This window comes from Streptomyces sp. BPTC-684 (genome assembly GCF_030028635.1).
In the GTDB taxonomy this organism is placed as follows: Bacteria; Actinomycetota; Actinomycetes; order Streptomycetales; family Streptomycetaceae; genus Streptomyces; species Streptomyces noboritoensis.
Genome location: NZ_CP124863.1, coordinates 6,752,876 through 6,769,869 on the forward strand (window position 1 = coordinate 6,752,876; position 16,994 = coordinate 6,769,869).

General features: G+C 69.5%; 11 protein-coding genes and 3 pseudogenes. 10 read left to right on the plus strand and 4 right to left on the minus strand.

Going from position 1 to position 16,994, the window contains the following annotated elements:
* Positions 1–155: 155 nt before the first annotated feature.
* Positions 156–1,337, plus strand: a complete 1,182-nt coding sequence (locus QIY60_RS30275) for a serine hydrolase domain-containing protein (protein WP_283145358.1) — start codon at positions 156–158, stop codon at positions 1,335–1,337.
* A 712-nt stretch (positions 1,338–2,049) separates the two neighbouring features.
* On the opposite strand, the pseudogene QIY60_RS30280 reads toward QIY60_RS30275, so the two are convergent.
* Positions 2,050–2,184 (minus strand): annotated as a pseudogene (locus QIY60_RS30280) (LysR family transcriptional regulator); the annotation flags it as partial.
* Positions 2,185–2,186: 2 nt separating this feature from the next.
* Here QIY60_RS30280 and QIY60_RS30285 point away from each other — a divergent pair.
* A pseudogene (locus QIY60_RS30285) lies at positions 2,187–2,519 on the plus strand (3-oxoacyl-ACP reductase); the annotation flags it as partial.
* Between the two features lie 118 nt (positions 2,520–2,637).
* Here the strand turns inward: QIY60_RS30285 and QIY60_RS30290 are convergent.
* Together QIY60_RS30290 and QIY60_RS30295 are read right to left on the minus strand one after the other, a co-directional pair.
* A complete protein-coding gene (locus tag QIY60_RS30290; protein ID WP_283145359.1) occupies positions 2,638–4,008 on the minus strand; it encodes an endo-1,4-beta-xylanase in 1,371 nt (456 codons plus the stop codon).
* A 269-nt stretch (positions 4,009–4,277) separates the two neighbouring features.
* Positions 4,278–5,354, minus strand: coding sequence for a LacI family DNA-binding transcriptional regulator (locus tag QIY60_RS30295; protein WP_283145360.1), 1,077 nt, complete (start codon positions 5,352–5,354; stop codon positions 4,278–4,280).
* A 222-nt stretch (positions 5,355–5,576) separates the two neighbouring features.
* On the opposite strand from QIY60_RS30295, the gene QIY60_RS30300 reads away from it, so the two are divergent.
* The 7 genes from QIY60_RS30300 (at position 5,577) to QIY60_RS30330 (ending at position 15,149) form a co-directional block, all read left to right on the plus strand.
* Positions 5,577–6,884 carry an extracellular solute-binding protein gene (locus QIY60_RS30300; RefSeq protein ID WP_283145361.1) on the plus strand — a complete coding sequence of 436 codons (1,308 nt, stop codon included), beginning with the start codon at positions 5,577–5,579 and terminating at the stop codon, positions 6,882–6,884.
* 8 nt (positions 6,885–6,892) lie between these two features.
* Positions 6,893–7,849 (plus strand): sugar ABC transporter permease, encoded by a 957-nt coding sequence (locus QIY60_RS30305; RefSeq protein WP_283145362.1) that lies wholly within the window; start codon positions 6,893–6,895, stop codon positions 7,847–7,849.
* Positions 7,850–7,892: 43 nt separating this feature from the next.
* On the plus strand, positions 7,893–8,789 hold the full coding sequence (locus tag QIY60_RS30310; RefSeq protein ID WP_283146121.1) for a carbohydrate ABC transporter permease: 897 nt from the start codon (positions 7,893–7,895) through the stop codon (positions 8,787–8,789).
* 88 nt (positions 8,790–8,877) lie between these two features.
* On the plus strand, positions 8,878–11,232 hold the full coding sequence (locus QIY60_RS30315; RefSeq protein WP_283145363.1) for a glycoside hydrolase family 3 N-terminal domain-containing protein: 2,355 nt from the start codon (positions 8,878–8,880) through the stop codon (positions 11,230–11,232).
* Between the two features lie 67 nt (positions 11,233–11,299).
* On the plus strand, positions 11,300–12,520 hold the full coding sequence (locus QIY60_RS30320; RefSeq protein WP_283145364.1) for an RICIN domain-containing protein: 1,221 nt from the start codon (positions 11,300–11,302) through the stop codon (positions 12,518–12,520).
* Positions 12,517–14,760 (plus strand): glycoside hydrolase family 9 protein, encoded by a 2,244-nt coding sequence (locus QIY60_RS30325; protein ID WP_283145365.1) that lies wholly within the window; start codon positions 12,517–12,519, stop codon positions 14,758–14,760. Before QIY60_RS30320 ends, QIY60_RS30325 begins: the two co-directional genes overlap by 4 nt.
* Before the next feature lie 182 nt (positions 14,761–14,942).
* Entirely contained in the window at positions 14,943–15,149 is a 207-nt protein-coding gene (locus tag QIY60_RS30330) for a cold-shock protein (protein WP_283145366.1), read from the plus strand.
* 143 nt (positions 15,150–15,292) lie between these two features.
* On the opposite strand, the pseudogene QIY60_RS30335 reads toward QIY60_RS30330, so the two are convergent.
* Positions 15,293–15,571, minus strand: a pseudogene (locus tag QIY60_RS30335) (nuclear transport factor 2 family protein); the annotation flags it as partial.
* Positions 15,572–16,488: 917 nt separating this feature from the next.
* Between QIY60_RS30335 and QIY60_RS30340 the strand changes: the two are divergent.
* Positions 16,489–16,836: a DoxX family protein gene (locus QIY60_RS30340; protein WP_283145367.1), complete on the plus strand. Its 348-nt coding sequence runs from the start codon at positions 16,489–16,491 to the stop codon at positions 16,834–16,836.
* Positions 16,837–16,994: the final 158 nt, after the last annotated feature.

Below are 16,994 nucleotides of genomic sequence, written 5' to 3' on the forward strand. Positions count from 1 at the left end.
CGCGACCACGGGCTCGCCCGCCGGGCAAAGGAGTGGGGGGTTGTCCCTACGTTGCATGGGCGTGCGGCCCGGTTGGTTCAGTGGATCTTGGACGCGCAGGCTGGACGCATCCGGTTTTCCGAGGCAACCAACAGGCTGCACAAGGGAGTTCGTCCATGTTCGACCATGCTCAGAAGTCCCCGCGTGTTCACACCACATCACGGCGCGGGCCGCGGCGGGCAGCCGCGGTGCCGGCCGTGGTGGCTGCCGCCCTGGCCGCAGCCGGCACGTTACCCGCGGCAGCGGAGTCCCACAGCTCCCGTGATGCCGTACACGAGGGCCTGGAGCGGCTGGTGACCGAGGACCAGTACCCCGCCGCCCTGGCGGCCATCGTCGACAGTGACGGGCGTACCCGCGATCACACCGCGGGGGTCGGGGATGTGAGGACCGGGGCGAAGGTGCCGGTCGACGGGCAGGTCAGGATGGGGAGCAACACCAAGGCGTTCACCGCCACGGTCGTCCTCCAGCTCGTTGGCGAGGGCAAGGTCGCCCTGGACGCCCCCATCGAGCGGTACCTGCCCGACCTGGTGCGCGGCGACGGCATCGACGGCCGCGACATCACCGTGCGCCAGTTGCTTCAGCACACCAGCGGACTGCCCGACTACACCGAGTCCATGACCGGCGACGCCCTCTACGGCGTGGGCCGCCGCCACACCTACTACCAGCCCCGCACGCTGCTCGACACGGCACTGGCCCACAAGGCGCTCTTCGCCCCCGGCACCAGCTGGTCGTACAGCAACACCAACTACGTCCTGGCCGGCCTCCTCGTCGAGAAGGTCACCGGCCGCCCGATCGCCGAGCAGATCACCCGGCGGGTCATCGACCGCATCGGGCTGCGTCACACCTACTTCCCCGGCGTGGGCGAGGAGCGGATCCGAGAAGCCCACCCCAAGGGCTACTACGCGTCGAAGCCCGGAGCGCCGCTGGATGACGTCACGGAGCTGGCCCCCTCCTGGGGCTGGGCCGCCGGGCAGATGATCTCGACCCCCAGTGACCTGACCCGCTTCTTCTCCGCCCTGGTCGGCGGCAAGCTCCTCAAGCCCGCCCAGCTCGCCCAGATGCGTACCACCGTCGCGGTCCCCGACGACTTCCAGCCGGGTTCCGGCATCCGGTTCGGCCTTGGGCTGGTGAGCACGCCGCTGAGCTGCGGCGGGCTGAGTTGGGGCCACAGCGGTGGCATCCCCGGCTACTCCACGCTCGTCGCCGTCGCCGTCGCCGTCACCGCCCTCAGCCCGCCCAGCGGTAAGGAGACCGACAACGTCAAGCGGCTCGTCGACACCGCCCTGTGCGCGAAGTGACGGCCGGCACGCTGCGGTAACCGCGCGAGCAGGCTGGTGATCTCGCGATCGCTGCCGGACGATGACGGGCTGCACGAAGCGTACGAGCTCACCGGCCTCTGTCTCCGGCCGGTATGGACCGTCAACGACGCCCCCGGGCCCAGCTTTCGTCCTGCGGTACGCCCTGCTGGCCAGCCGCTCCGGGAGTGCGGACGATGCGGTGTCCTGTGGCCATGCGGCGCTCACCGCGATGGGGGATAGGTGCTCTGTGTAGCTCAGTGGATACGCTGTGCAGGCTGTTCTGCGTCCACGCGAGGCTGGTGCAGTTCTCGGATGCTCGTCCGCGCACCGCACTGCCCTTCCCACAAGGAGACGCATGCGCAAGTGAAGGGTGTCGGCTGCGGCCGCGTCGATGGCGGTTGCCGGGCTCCTCGCCGGGACGTCCCTCGCCGCTACAGGGCCCACCGCGGGGGATCGGTCTGCCCCGGCTACCGTCCCAGGCAGCCCCACCTTCGCGGGGGTGTCGCCGGGAAGGGAGTCCCGGCGTGCACCCCCACCGATCCGCATCCTGGCCCGGAGACTGGCTCCGCTGGTGCTTCTCCTCCGTCCGCCTCGTGGAAGTAACACGGCCCACCGCCACCTGACAATGAGTGCTTCAGCCGCGACCTTGGTGTCGTGGCCGATGGGGACGGTGTGCAGCCCCGAGTCGTCGAAGGTATTCCACGTGCGCGCAGCCGGCAGGGGTCAGTTCGACGCTGCGCGTGGTCCGCGTGAACAGGGTGCATCCCAGCTCCTGCTCGAACGCGCGGATCTGCCGACTCAGGACCGGCTGTGCGATGAACAACGCCTGTGCCGCCCGGCCGAAGTGCCCTCGGCCCGCTGGTCGCCCCGGCCGGGACCATCGGCGTCATGTCCTCCGACCAGGGAAGCATCGCCTTGAACACCAAAGGCGGGCAGGACCTGTACCGGGCCGGCAAGTCCGCGCTGAACCAGCTGATGCGCAGTTACGCCGCCCGGCACGCCGATGACACGCGGACGCTGCTGCTCATGGACCCGGGCTGGGTCCGCACCGAACTCGGCGGACCCGACGCCGATCTCGGCGTGGCGGAGAGCGTGCCCGGGGTGGCGGAGACGATCGATCGCCACCAAGGGAAGAGCGGTCTCCACTTCCTTGATCACCAAGGGCCGATCGTGCCCTGGTAGCCCCGGGGGTTTGCCGCGGCCGCATGTCCGGCATCCGCGAACGTCCGCTCCCGGCAGCCGTGTCCGGCGCGGGCGGCGTGGGCGTCGCACCGGACACGTACAAGGGCGTGCGGGTCGGTCAGGATGCGGTGCAGGAGCCGAGCACAGGGGGCGTGCTGGTGCCGTTCCTCATGACGGTGAAGCCGAAGCTCGTCGAGGCTCCGGCGGCCAGGTTGCCGTTGCCGTTCGGCCTCATCGTCATGACGTTGCCACTGGTGTCCCAGGTGGGTGAGCCGTTCCAGGTGGCGGAGATTTTCTGCGGGGGTGTGACGGTGACGGTGGTGGTCCAGTTGCTGATCGCGGAACTGCCCGCGGTGATGGTGACCTTGCCGTTGAAGCGGTCACTCCATTCCTCGGCTCCGCTGTAGGTGGCCGTGCAGGCGGCGGTGCCGGGGCTGCCGCCGCCGAGTGCGGCCAGCACCGCGTTGTACGCGGGCTTCTTGTTGTAGTTGTCGTCGAAGAGCAGCGGCGTTGCTCCGGCACGCCAGGAGTACTTGTCGGTGACACCCCAGACGGTGATGCCGGTGCAGCGCGACACCGCCAGACAGGCCCTCACCGCATTGCTGTAGTTGTCGGCCTGTGCCGTGCCCGAACCCTCGATGTCCAGCTCGGTGATCTGCACGTCGACGTGGAGGTCGGCGAAGCGCTGCAGGTTCTCCCTGTAGTCGGAGGGGACCGGGGAGGCGCTGTTGAAGTGGGACTGGAAGCCGACGCAGTCGATCGGCACACCGCGCGCCTTGAAGTCCCTGACCAGGTTGTAGACGGCGTTGCTCTTCGCGTTGACGCCGTCGATGTTGTAGTCGTTGTAGCAGAGTTTGGCGGCCGGGTCGGCGGCGCGGGCGGTGCGGAACGCCTCCTCGATGTAGCCGTCGCCGAGCTTGTCCTGGAAGGGGGAACTGCGCCGGGCGCCGCTGTCGCCGTCCTGGAAGGCCTCGTTGACGACGTCCCAGGAGTGGATCCTGCCCTGGTAGTGCTGCATGACCTGGGTGATGTGGTTGTTCATCGCGGATCTGAGGTCGGCCGTGCCGAGGTTGCCGACCCAACCGGGCAGCTGGGAGTACCACACCAGGGTGTGCCCGCGGACCTTCATGCCCCTGTTCCGGGCGTGGTTCACGATCTGGTCGGCGGAGCCGAAGGTGAAACCGCCGCGAGTGGGCTCGGTGGCGTCCCACTTCATCTCGTTCTCCGGCGTCACGGAGCTGAACTCGGTGTCCAGCGTCGAGGCGTACGGAGCTTCGCCCAGGTGGTACGCGGCGACGGCGGCGCCGAAGTAGCGGCCCTGCTCGGCGGCCGCGGCGCCGAGGGTACTGGCGGTCTGGGCGGTGCCTGCGAGCGCGGGGGCACCGACTGCGGCGAGCAGGGCCGCTGTGCCGACGACAAGTGCGGTGCGGGTGCGTGAGTGTCGAGGCCGACGCTGAGGAGGTGGGTCGATGGGTGTGCGGGTGGCCATCTCTTCCCCTTCTTCCGGGTGGGGGTGGGTGGGGTCCGGCGGCGTGCCCGGGCAGGGCGGGGCACGCCGCCATCCGAAAGTTTCGGAATCATTCCCGACTTGCGTGACGGACCATAGGAGCACCCTCCCTTGGCGTCAACAGACCGCGCACCCGCAACCTCAATCAGCCTGAGAAGACCTCTCGATGACATCGTCGGCTCGAAAGTTTCGACGTGTTCTGCAGCAGTAGGGCCGGCATGCAGCCGCGTCGGTGCCCCGGGAGGTGGGGCTCAGGTGGTGGACACGCCGGGTGCGGCCCCGGTGCTCTCCCGGACGACCAGGTGCGTGGCCAGCTCCATCCGCAGCGTGGGGCCGGGCAGTACCGTGTCCACGCCCTGCAACACGATCCGGGCAGCGAGGGCCGCCATCTCGCGCAACGGCTGGCGCACCGTGGTCAGCGGCGGGGAGGCCCAGGCGGCGTTCGGGACGTCGTCGAAGCCGACGATGCTCACGTCGGTCGCCACCCGCAGCCCGGCCTGCCGGATCGCCTCGTACGCGCCCAGGGCCATCAGATCGCTGCTCGCGAAGACCGCGGTGGGCGGCTTCGGGAGGGCGAGCAGGTTGCGCATGCCGGAGAACCCGGTGGTGTAGTAGAAGTCGCCGGGCTGCTGGAGTGCCGGGTCGACCGCGATGCCCGCCCCCTCAAGTGCCGCGCGGTATCCGTCGAGGCGCGCCCGCGCGCACAGAGCCTCCTCCAGGCCCTGCAGGATGCCGATCCTGCGGTGTCCCAGATCGAGCAGGTGCTGGGTCGCGGCCATGCCGCCCTGCCAGTTCGTCGCGCCGACCGTCGGCACCGCGGCGTCGGGGCTGCCGACCGGGTCGACCACGGCCAACGGGATGTCCAGGGCGTTGACTTGCTTGCGCTGCGCCGGGGTGAGGTCCGTGACCGCCAGGATGATCCCGTCGGAGCCGCGCTTGGACACGTTGTCCAGCCAGCGCAGGGTTTGAGCGGTGGTCCCGTGGGTCGCGGTCACCACCACCTCGGCGCCGTGCTCGGCCGCCGCGCCCTGCACCCCCTGCATCACCTCGCCCGCCCACAGGCTGTCCACCTCGCGGATGACCAGGTCGATCAGTCCGACCGTCTTCTTCGGACGGGCGCGGCGGCGCAGGTAGTTGTGCCGCCTCAGCAGTTCTTCGACGCGGGCCCGGGTCTCCGGCGCCACCTGGTCGTGGCCGTTGAGGACCTTGGAGACCGTCGGTGCCGACACCCCGGCCTCACGGGCGATCTCGGCGATGGTGACACGGGCGGCGGGAGCGGCGGCCCCGGACGCGACCGTCGTTGCGCTGCTGCTCCGTCGGCCGGGCATGGGTGACCTCGTCTCTGTGTCGGCTCGTCGTGGCCAGCATACGCGCAACAACTCCGAGTGTTTCGGCAAGTTTTGTGCCCACCGGACTCGGTAGCGGACCCCCGAGGCCTCCCTGTGGCCTGCCCGAAATATCCGTTGACGCTGCTGTGCGAGTGCCCTACGTTGCCCGAACTGGTTCAGAGAAACATACCGAAAGTTTCGGCAGCTATGGAAGGTGCCTCGATGACATCTGGCAGAACTTGGCGAGTCACCACGGCCGCCGCAGCCCCGGCGCTGGTACTGGCCCTCGCCGCCACGGGCTGCGGCGGCTCCAGCGGCTCGGCGTCCGGAAAGGTCACCGTCCGGATCTCCACCTTCTCCAACATGGGCTTCAACAAGTCGGGGTTGTTCGAGGAGTACGAGAAGCTCCACCCGAACATCACCATCAAGGAAGACAACGCCGCCGACGAGACCACCTACTGGCAGGCCCTGCAGCCCAAGCTGAGCAGCGGTCAGGGCCTGGGGGACATCGTCAGTATCGAGGTGGGCCGCATCCGCACCATCGCCGGGAAGAAGGCCGGCATGTTCACCGACCTCTCGCACGCTCCGGGTGTGCAGCCCGGCTCGTTCTATCCGTGGAAGTGGGCCCAGGCCAAGACCGAGGACGGCAAGGTGCTCGGTCTGGGGACCGACATCGGCCCGATGGCCGTCTGTTACCGCAAGGACCTGTTCCAGCAGGCCGGGCTGCCCACCGACCGCACCGCCGTCGGCGCACTGTGGGCGGGGGACTGGGCGAAGTACGTGGAGGTCGGCGAGAGGTTCCAGAAGCAGACCAAGGACAAGAGCCTGCGTTTCATGGACACCGGCAACGGCCTCTACAACGCCATGATCTTCGGGCAGATCACGTCCTACTACGACGCCTCCGGCAGGCTGGTCCACGACAGCAACCCCGGCGTCAGACGGGCCTACGACCTGGCCGCCCGGGCCAACACCTCGGGAATGACCGCCAAGTTGCAGCAGTTCCAGGCGAACTGGCGCAAGTCGTTCTCGGCCGCCAAGTTCGCCACCGTGGTGTGCCCGTCCTGGATGCTCGGCCAGATCTCCCAGAACTCCGGGCCCTCGGGCGAGGGCAAGTGGGACATCGCCAAGGCCCCCGCCCCCTCCAACTGGGGCGGCTCGTTCCTGACCGTTCCGAAGAACAGCAAGGTCAAGGACGAGGCCGAGAAGCTCGCCGCCTGGCTGACCGCTCCGGCCCAGCAGGCCAAGGTCTTCGCCAGCGCCACCGCGGGCAACTTCCCGTCCTCCCGGACCACCGCCGCCGACCCCGCGGTCGCCGGCACCCGTAACCCGTACTTCACCAATGCTCCCGTCGGGCAGATCTTCGGCGACGCCGCCAAGAGCATGCCCACCCTGAACATCGGTCCCGATCAGGGCATCATCACCAACGCCATCTCCACCGGCCTGACCCGGGTCGAGCAGCAGGGCATGGACCCGGACAAGTCCTGGCGGCAGGCCATGAGCGAGATCAAGTCCGCCATCGGGAAGGACTGAGGGCCCCCATGGCATCCGCCCACACGGCCACCACCTCACCCGATGCGCGGCGCACGGCACGGCGCAGCCGACGCTACCGCTGGGACCTCAAGGCCACCCCGTACGCGTATGTGGCGCCGTTCTTCGTGCTGTTCGGTGCGTTCGGCCTCTACCCCCTGCTCTACACCGCCTGGCTGTCGCTGCACGACGTGCAGCTCGTCGACCTGAACGCGCCGACCTGGACCGGGTTCGCGCACTACAGCGAACTGCTCACCAGCCCCCAGTTCTGGAAGGCGCTGCGCAACACCTTCTCCCTCGGGCTCATCTCCGCGGTTCCGCAACTGCTGATGGCGCTCGGCCTGGCACACCTGCTGAACTACCGGCTGCGCGGCGCGCTGATCTGGCGCGTGGCGTCGCTGGTGCCGTACGCCACCTCCATCGGTGCCGCCGCGCTGTTCTTCCAGTTCGCCTTCAGCCGGGACTTCGGCCTGACGAACTGGGCCCTTGAGGGCCTGGGCCTGGGCCGGGTCGACTGGGAGAGCGGCACCCTCTCCTCCCAGCTGGCCGTCTCGGCCATCGTCATCTGGCGCTGGACCGGCTACAACGCGCTGCTGTACCTGGCCGCCATGCAGGCCATCCCACAGGAGCGCTACGAGGCGGCGGCGCTGGACGGCGCCTCCCGCTGGCAGCAGTTCCTCAACGTGACCATCCCCGGTATCCGCCCCACCATCGTCTTCACGATCGTGATCTCCACCATCGGCAGCATCCAGCTGTTCGGCGAACCGCTGATCTTCGGAGGTGGCTCCCAGGCCGTGGGGGGTGGCGCGAACGGTCAGTACCAGACGCTCGGCCTGCTGCTCTACCAGACGGGTTGGGCGAACGGGAACGCCGGGCGCGCCTCGGCGCTGGCCTGGCTGATGTTCCTGCTGATCGTCGTGATCGCACTGGTCCAGGCGGTCGTCTCGCGCCGTGCAAGGAAGGGATGACGCCGTGAGCGCACCGACGGAGACCACCAGCACCCGGCAGCCGGTGACGGTATCCCGCCCCGAGGACCGCCACCCCCGCTCCCGCCGCCGCTCGCGGCCGCTGTTCAGGCCCGGTGCCGGGCGCCAAGCGCACGCCGGCCCGGTCGCCTACCTGCTGCTCGCTCTGATGGCCGTGATCTCGCTCTTCCCCCTGTACTGGACGATCGTCGCCGCCTCGACCTCCAGCCAGGCCATCAACCAGGCGGACCCGCCGCTGCTGCCGGGCGGCAACCTGATCAGCCATCTGCACACCGCCTGGCGGGAGGCCGACCTGGGCAAGGCGGTGCTCAACTCCTTCGTGGTGTCCGGATCGGTGGCGCTGTCCACCGTGCTGTTCTCCACACTGGCCGGATTCGCCTTCGCCAAGCTGCGGTTCCGCTTCCGTACCGTCCTGCTGGTGGTCGTCATCGCCACCACCGCCGTGCCGCCCCAGCTCAGTGTGATCCCGCTGTTCCAGATCATGACCTCGCTGGGCTGGTACGACCACCTGCCCGCGGTGATCGCCCCGACGCTGGTCAGCGCGGTCGGTGTGTTCTTCATGCGCCAGTACCTCGCCGAGGCACTGCCCGACGAACTCATCGAGGCCGCCCGCGTGGACGGCGCGGGCTCCCACCGGATCTTCTGGCACATAGTCCTGCCGGTGGCCCGGCCCGCGATGCTGGTGCTGTTCCTGATCACGTTCGTACAGTCCTGGAACGACTTCTTCTGGCCCTTCGTCGTGCTCACCTCCGAGAACCCGACGGTGCAGGTGGCGATGGTCAAACTGGCCCAGGGATACGTCCCCGACCAGTCGGTGATCATGGCGGGCGCGCTCCTCGGCACCCTGCCCCTGCTGCTCCTCTTCCTGGTGTTCGGCCGGCGCATCGTCGGCGGCCTGATGCAGGGCGCCCTGAAGGGCTGACCACGCGCGCCTACCGATGACCTACCGCCCTTCGGACCTGCGAGCGGGCCGCCCGCCGAGGTCCCCGAACACGAGGATGACCGCCACCATGTCGGCACACCTGCCGGTCGACGCCCCCTGTCCTGCCCCGCCCCCCTGGAATGACGTCTCGCTGTCCGCCGAGCAGCGGGTCGCCGCGCTCCTTGAGCGGATGACCCTGCCGGAGAAGGCCGCGCAGCTGTACGGCGTCTGGGTCGGCGCGGACCCGGAGGGCGGCGGGGTCGCCCCGCACATGCACGACAACCTTCCGGCCGAGGTCGACTGGGAGGCGCTGATCCCGCTCGGTCTCGGCCAGTTGACCCGCCCCTTCGGCACCGCCCCCGTCGACCCGGCACTCGGCGCGCAGGCACTGGCCCGCGCGCAGCGCCAGATCACCGCCGCCAACCGGTTCGCCATCCCCGCGACGGCCCACGAGGAGTGCCTGGCCGGGTTCGCGGCCTGGGGCGCCACCTGCTATCCGGTGCCACTGGCCTGGGGCGCGTCGTTCGACCCGGATCTGGTGGCCGAGATGGCGGCCGCCATCGGGCGCGACCTGCGCAAGGTCGGCGTCCACCAGGGGCTCGCGCCCGTCCTCGACGTGGTGCGCGATCCACGCTGGGGGCGTGTCGAGGAGACCATCGGCGAGGACCCCTGTCTGGTCGGCACCATCGGCTCCGCGTACGTACGGGGCCTGGAGGCGGCCGGGGTCGTGGCCACGCTCAAACACTTCGTCGGCTACTCCGCCTCGACCGGGGCCCGCAACCTGGCGCCCGCCCGGATCGGACAGCGGGAACTGGCCGACGTGCTGCTGCCGCCGTTCGAGCTGGCGCTGCGCGAGGGCGGTGCCCGGTCCGTCATGCACTCCTACGCCGAGATCGACGGCGTACCGGCGGCGGCCGATCCGCGGCTGCTGACCGAACTGCTCCGTGGGCGATGGGGGTTCGCCGGAACAGTCGTCGCCGACTACTTCGGCATCGCCTTCCTGCAGACCCTGCACAAGGTCGCCGCAGACGTCCCGGAGGCGGCAGTCCTCGCGCTGACCGCCGGCGTGGATGTCGAACTGCCGACCGTGCACGCGTACGGCACCGAGCTGGTCACGGCGGTCGAAGCGGGCCTGGTCGCCGAGGAGTTGGTGGACCGCGCGGCGCGGCGGGTGCTGCTGCAGAAGTGTGAACTCGGCCTGCTGGACGCGGACTGGGACCCGCAGCCGGCCCCCGGTCCGGTGGATCTCGACCCGCCCGGCAACCGGGAGCTGGCGGCCCGCCTCGCGGAGGAGTCCGTGGTGCTCCTGGCCAATCCGCACGGGCTGCTGCCCCTGGCGGCGGGGCCGCGCCGGATCGCCGTCGTCGGCCCGCTCGCCGACGACCCGGCGGCCATGCTGGGCTGTTACTCCTTCCCCATGCACGTGGGGCCGCACCATCCCGGGACGCCGATGGGCATCGAGGTGCCGACGCTGCTGGAGGCGCTGCGGGCGGAGTTCACCGGCAGCACGGTGACGTACGCGGCAGGCTGCACGGTGGCCGGCGAAGAGACAGAGGACTTCGCGGCAGCCGTGCGTGCGGCGACGGATGCCGAGGTGTGCGTGGCGGTGCTCGGCGACCGCGCCGGGCTGTTCGGGCGCGGTACCTCGGGAGAGGGCTGCGACGCGGCAGATCTGCGCCTGCCGGGCCGTCAGAGCGAGCTGTTGGACGCGCTGTTGGAGACGGGTACACCGGTGATCCTGGTGCTGCTCGCGGGCCGGCCCTACGCCCTGGGCGACTACAGCGACCGCCTGGCCGCGACGATCGTCGCCTTCTTCCCCGGCGAGGAAGGAGCCGGGGCAGTGACCGGGGTGCTGTCGGGGCGGGTGTGTCCCTCCGGCCGACTGCCCGTCAGCGTTCCGCACGGGCCCGGCGGTCAGCCGTGGACGTATCTGCAACCGCCGCTCGGCCTCGCGGGCGAGGCCAGCAGCCTGGATCCCACCCCGCTGTACCCGTTCGGACACGGCCTCTCGTACACGTCCTTCGCCTGGGAACCGGAGCCGATCGCCCCCGGCGCGGACGAGACGACGGCGCACGTCGCAGTGGAGGTAGCTGTCGTGGTCCGCAATACCGGCGCGCGTACGGGCACGGAGGTCGTGCAGCTCTATCTGCACGACCCGGTGGCCCAGGTGACACGGCCGGACATGCGACTCGTGGGGTACGCGCGGATCCCGCTGGCACCGGGCGAGAGCGCCCGTGCGGTGTTCCGGTTCGACGCCGAACTGGCCGGCTTCTGCGGTACGGCGGGGCACCGCATCGTCGAACCCGGAGAGCTGGAACTGCGCCTGGCGGCCTCCAGCGGAGCGGTCCGGCACACCTGGAAGCTGCGGGTGGTCGGGGAGGAGCGGCGGCTCGACGGGGTGCGGATGCTGCGCTGCCCCGTACGGATCGAACCCCGGCCCTGAGGAGAGCAACCAACAGTGACCCACCGGGTGCGGCGGGACGTGCCCGGGCGACGGAGAGGAAACCACCGTGCGTGACATACCCAAGTGGCCGCGGCGCGGAGCCGGGGCGATGGCGGGCCTGCTGGCCACCGTGCTCCTCGGCGTGCTGTCACTGGTGACAGCGCCGTCGGCGTCGGCAGCCGGCCCCCTCTGCGACCAGTACGGCAGCGAGCGCGTGTCGGGCGGTACGTACATCGTCCAGAACAACGAGTGGGGCGACACGATCGGGCAGTGCGTCGACGCCTTCGACGGCGGCTTCACGTACACCTCGGGCTACCACAACAAGGCGGGCAGCCCCACACCGGCGGGCTATCCGTCGATCTACGCGGGCTGCCACTGGGGCAACTGCTCCAGCGGCAATGGCCTACCGCAGCAGGTGTCGTCCTTCACCAACCCGCAGTCCCACGTGGACTTCACCACCACCGGCGACGGCCAGTGGGACGCCGCCTACGACATCTGGTTCGACACCAAGCCCTCCACCAACGTGGTGAACGACGGTGAGGAGCTGATGATCTGGGCCAACCACGCCGGGCCTCCGCAGCCGTACGGCAAGAAGGTCGACACCGTCTGGCTGGAGGGCGCCAACTGGGACGTGTGGTACGGCCCGCAGAGCAGCACCACCGACGGCGTCACCATCACCTGGAACACCGTCTCGTACGTGAGGCAGCAGCCGACCAACTCCCTGACGGTGAACATCAAGGACTTCACCGACGATTCGAAGGCGCGCGGCTACCTGCAACCGTCCTGGTACATGACCAGCGTGCAGGCCGGCTTCGAACCCTGGGTCGGCGGCCCTGGCCTGGGCGTGAAGAACTTCTCCTACACCCCTGACGGGAGCGCCTCGACGGGCAGCGCGATCGTGGGACAGCAGAGCGGACGCTGCCTGGACCTCAGCGGACGGGGCAGCACGGACGGCACCCCCGTCCAACTGTGGGACTGCTCCGGCGACTGGAACCAGCAGTGGACGGCGGCCGGTGGCACCGTCGTCAACCCGCACACCGGCAAGTGCCTGGACGTCTCCGGCGGCGGTAGCGCGAACGGCACCCGTGTCCAGCTGTGGTCGTGCAACGGCACCGGTGCCCAGCAGTGGCGGTTCAACCCGAACGGCACGATCACCAACCCGCAGTCGGGCAAGTGCCTGGACGCCGGCGGCTCCGCCAACGGATCCCTGCTGCAGATCTGGGACTGCTGGGCCACCGCCAACCAGCTCTGGTCGCACCCGAATCCTCTCCGAGGAGCCCAGACGTGAAACGACACAGAACCACGCTGCTGTCCCTGGCCGCCCTCCTGGCGGCCGGCCTCACCACACTGCCTTCCGCACCCGCCGGAGCCGACGAGACCGAGCAGCTCAAGAACGGCACCTTCGACACCACCACCGACCCCTGGTGGACGACCGGCAACGTCACCGCCGGCCTGTCCGGCGGACGACTCTGCGCGGACGTGCCCGGCGGCACCGCCAACCCCTGGGACGTGGGCATCGGCCAAAACGGCATCGCCCTGGTGAAGGGGGAGTCGTACCGCTTCTCCTTCTACGCCGACGGCGCCCCCGAGGGGCACAAGGTACGGGCCGTTGTCGGCCTGTCCTCGGCACCGTACGACACGTATTTCGAGGTGACGCCGCAGCTGAGCGTCTCCGGCAACGCGTACGCGTACACCTTCACCTCGCCCGTCGACACCCCGCAGGGCCAGGTCGCCTTCCAACTCGGCGGCAGCGCGGACCCCTGGCGCTTCTGCATGGACGACGCGTCGCTGCTCGCGGGCGTACCGCCCGAGAAGTACGAACCGGACACCGGGCCACGCGTACGCGTCAACCAGGTCGCCTACCTTCCCACCGGCCCGAAGAACGCCACGCTCGTCACCGACGCGACCACGAAACTCCCGTGGCAGCTGAAGAACGCCCACGGCACCGTGGTCGCCCGCGGCTGGACGGTCCCGCGAGGGGTCGACGCCTCGTCCGCACAGAACGTCCACTCCCTCGACTTCGGCGCCTACCGCAAACCGGGGCAGGGCTTCACCCTGGTCGCCGACGGGCAGACGAGCCGCCCGTTCGACATCGGCACGGCCGCCTACCAGAAGCTGCGCCTCGACGCCGCGAAGTACTACTACACGCAGCGCAGCGGCATCGCGATACGCGACGACCTGCGGCCCGGATACGCCCGCCCCGCCGGCCACGTGGACGTCGCACCCAACCAGGGCGACGGAGCCGTACCCTGCCGGCCAGGTGTCTGCGACTACGCCCTCGACGTCACCGGCGGCTGGTACGACGCGGGCGACCAGGGCAAGTACGTCGTCAACGGAGGCATCGCCACCTGGGAGTTGCTGAGCACCTACGAACGCTCCCTGCACGCCCGCACCGGACAGCCCGCCGAGCTGGGTGACGGCACTCTCGCCATCCCGGAGAGCGGCAACGGGGTGCCGGACATCCTCGACGAGGTCCGCTGGGAGCTGGACTTCCTGCTGAAGATGCAGGTGCCCGACGGACAGCCCCTGGCCGGCATGGCCCACCACAAGATCCATGACGAGAAGTGGACGGGCCTGCCGCTGCTGCCGAGCGACGACCCGCAAAAACGCGAACTGCACCCGCCGTCCACCGCGGCGACCCTCAACCTGGCGGCGACGGCCGCGCAGGCGGCCCGCCTGTACCGGCCGTACGACCCGGCCTTCGCCGCCAAGGCGCTGCGGGCCGCCCGCAAGGCATGGACGGCGGCCCTCGCGCACCCCGGGATGTATGCCTCCGCGAGCGACGGCATCGGCGGCGGCACCTACGCCGACGACAACGTCAGCGACGAGTTCTACTGGGCGGCCGCAGAGCTGTTTCTCACCACGGGAGAGAGGACGTTCGAGGACTACGTCCTGCGCTCCCCGGTCCACCAGGCCGACATCTTCGGCTCCCTCGGCTACGACTGGTCGAGGACGGCGGCCGCGGCCCGGCTGGACCTGGCGACCGTGCCGAGCAGGCTGCCCGGCCGGGACAAGGTGCGCCAGTCGATCGTGCACGGCGCCGATCGCTACCTGGCGACGCTCAAGGCACATCCGTACGGTATCCCGTACGCCCCCGACGGCAGCCAATACGACTGGGGCTCCAACCACCAGATCCTGCACAACGCCGTCGTCATCGCCACCGCCTACGACATCACCGGCGCATCCAGGTACCGGGACGGCGCCGTGCAGAGCATGGACTACATCCTCGGCCGCAACGCGCTGAACACGTCGTACGTGACGGGCTACGGCGAGGTCAACTCCCACAACCAACACGCACGCTGGTACGCCCACCAGCTCGACCCGAGCCAGCCGAACCCACCCGCCGGCACCCTGGCCGGCGGCCCGAACTCAAGCATCCAGGACCCCTTCGCACAGGGCAGACTCCAGGGCTGCGTGGGTCAGTTCTGCTACATCGACGACATCCAGTCCTGGTCGACGAACGAGCACACCATCAACTGGAACTCGGCCCTGACCCGGATGGCGTCCTTCGTGGCGGACCAGGGTTGACGCTGATCCAGAAAAACCCTCGAACGCTCCTCACGTTCACCTTTGCGAGTGATTGAGTGGCGATCGGGGGGAGCCTTCCCGTCATGTCGACGCGGAGAACCCGTACCCTCCGCCCTGAGCACTGTTCAGAGGTGGTTCCGCATGTGCGCCGACGGCGCCCGGAACCTTTGAAGGAGACCAGCGTGGCAACAGGCAAAGTGAAGTGGTTCAACGCGGAAAAGGGCTTCGGCTTCATCGCGCAGGACGACGGCGGCCCGGACGTGTTCGTCCACTTCTCCGCGATCCAGACCAGCGGGTTCAAGGAACTCCGGGAGGACGACCACGTCTCGTACGACGTCACTCAGGGCCCCAAGGGCCCCCAGGCGGAGAACGTCGTCGTCGAGGGGTGAAGGCTGACGCGAACCCCTGGGCAGGAGGTCCAGGGGTTCGCGGGTAATTCTGATTCCTCGCCAGGGCCGGCCACTCAGCTCTCAGTATCTTCACGTCAAGGTGGGGGCGCGGCGCGGCGGTCGCCAGTCCGGGACCGTGCCGCTCAGTTGAGGAAGTCGACGCGGTCGATGAGACCTTCGCGCACGCGGTAGGCCACCAGGACGCGGATCGGTTCGTCGGCCAGACCGTGGGCGAGTTCGTGGTCGACCACCCAGTCGCCTTCGCTGAGCCGTCCCAGGATCTCCGCGCGGCAGCGGCCCTCGGCGAACTGGGGCGCGTACGAGTCGCGCAGAGCGTGACGTCCCTCCAGCCGGCTGCCGTCGCGCCGACGGACTATGACGTCCTCGGCGTAGGTGGCGGTGAAGGCGTCGATATCGTGGCTGTTGTAGGCGGCGAGCTACTGCTCGACCACTTCGCGAGGATCGTTCACATGGGTGATCATGCCCTGGCTCGATTTCCCTGTCATTCCCCGTACCCGGCTACCAGGCTCCCGCGGGTTCCGCTTCCCAGTTCCCCCGCGAGTGACGTCTGTACGTACGCCATGGCTTGCTGGTAGGAAGGCTCGGCGAAGCGCTCGGCCATTTCCTCGACCGGCGCGACGGCTGAGCCGTGCACGCATCGTCTGATCGGTGCCCCTGCGGCGGTTGTTGCTGCGCGTGGTTTGGTCTGGTGGTGCTGGGATCGAGGCGGTTCAGTCCAGGGCGGGCGATGGTCCTGAGCGGACTACGGACTGGGGTAAGATGGATCTTGAGCCGGTCGGCAGAACTGCCAAATTCCGGTTACGCGTTGGTGGTCCAAGGAAAGACATCCCGCTTCCTGCGGGGAGATGCAGGTGCAAGGCCTGCCCAGCGCTCCGAGCCGATGCCCACCCCGTCTTCTACGGGGTGGGCATCGGCGTTTGTGCCGCAGTCGGCGGAGTACCTGGCGGAAGCCGGTTCGAGATTCGCAGCCCCGGGCCGTGCCACCTGGCCGAACGCCGCCGCGCTCACCCGCAGGGTCGTTCATTCCTGCGCCGATCGGATGACCATGTTGTGGAAGGTGGCGGCTGCGGGGCCCTGCTGTGTGCTGGTGGGCGCGGCAGACGGTCGAGTCGACGGACACCTCCCCGTCGATGTGTCAGTCGCATCAGCCGTGGTTGTCGAGTCGGCGAGCGCAGGCCGACCGTCTTTTTGAGATTTCCACGCCGGTGGTGTCACACATGGGGGCTGTCGCGGTTCAGCGAGGTGCAGGGGGTCGCGCAGCGATGCCGGGCCCTTTGCTCCAGATCGTCCGCCGCATCACCACGCATAGGAGTCTCCCATGTCCATCGCCTACGTCATCGTCGCCGTTCTCACCGCAGCCTGGATCGGCTTCTCCGGATTCTCCCTGCTGCGCCGGGCCGACTTCGTGACGCAGCCGCTCGTCGAGTACGGCGTCCCGCGCTCCTGGTGGACCCTGCTGGGGCTGGCCAAGGCAGCCGGCGCGGCAGGCCTGCTGGTCGGCCTGGCGGTTCCCGCCCTCGGCATCGCGGCCGGGATCGCCCTGGTGCTGTACTTCCTCGGCGCGGTCGTCACCGTGCTACGGGCACGCTCCTACAAGACCGTCGTCTTCCCCGTCCTCTACCTCGCCCCCGTCGTGGCCACCCTGAGCCTCGGCTACGCCGCCTGACCCGCCACCGCGGGCCGAATTCATCGTGCAGGCACGAACGAGAGCCCGCCGACCGGGGGTTGCCCGTCGGGTGAACTCGGTGGCGGGCGCTCTTGTATCGCCCGTCCGTGGGCCGCTCCGCTGCCGAGGGTGGACCGAGCGGCAGTTGTCTCAGTCGT

Excerpts from the sequence above, each read along its gene's own strand:
- QIY60_RS30275 (WP_283145358.1), top strand. The coding sequence starts at position 156 with ATGTTCGACCATGCTCAGAAGTCCCCGCGTGTTCACACCACATCACGG.
- QIY60_RS30290 (WP_283145359.1), bottom strand. The coding sequence starts at position 4,008 with ATGGCCACCCGCACACCCATCGACCCACCTCCTCAGCGTCGGCCTCGA.
- QIY60_RS30295 (WP_283145360.1), bottom strand. The coding sequence starts at position 5,354 with ATGCCCGGCCGACGGAGCAGCAGCGCAACGACGGTCGCGTCCGGGGCC.
- QIY60_RS30300 (WP_283145361.1), top strand. The coding sequence starts at position 5,577 with ATGACATCTGGCAGAACTTGGCGAGTCACCACGGCCGCCGCAGCCCCG.
- QIY60_RS30305 (WP_283145362.1), top strand. The coding sequence starts at position 6,893 with ATGGCATCCGCCCACACGGCCACCACCTCACCCGATGCGCGGCGCACG.
- QIY60_RS30315 (WP_283145363.1), top strand. The coding sequence starts at position 8,878 with ATGTCGGCACACCTGCCGGTCGACGCCCCCTGTCCTGCCCCGCCCCCC.
- QIY60_RS30340 (WP_283145367.1), top strand. The coding sequence starts at position 16,489 with ATGTCCATCGCCTACGTCATCGTCGCCGTTCTCACCGCAGCCTGGATC.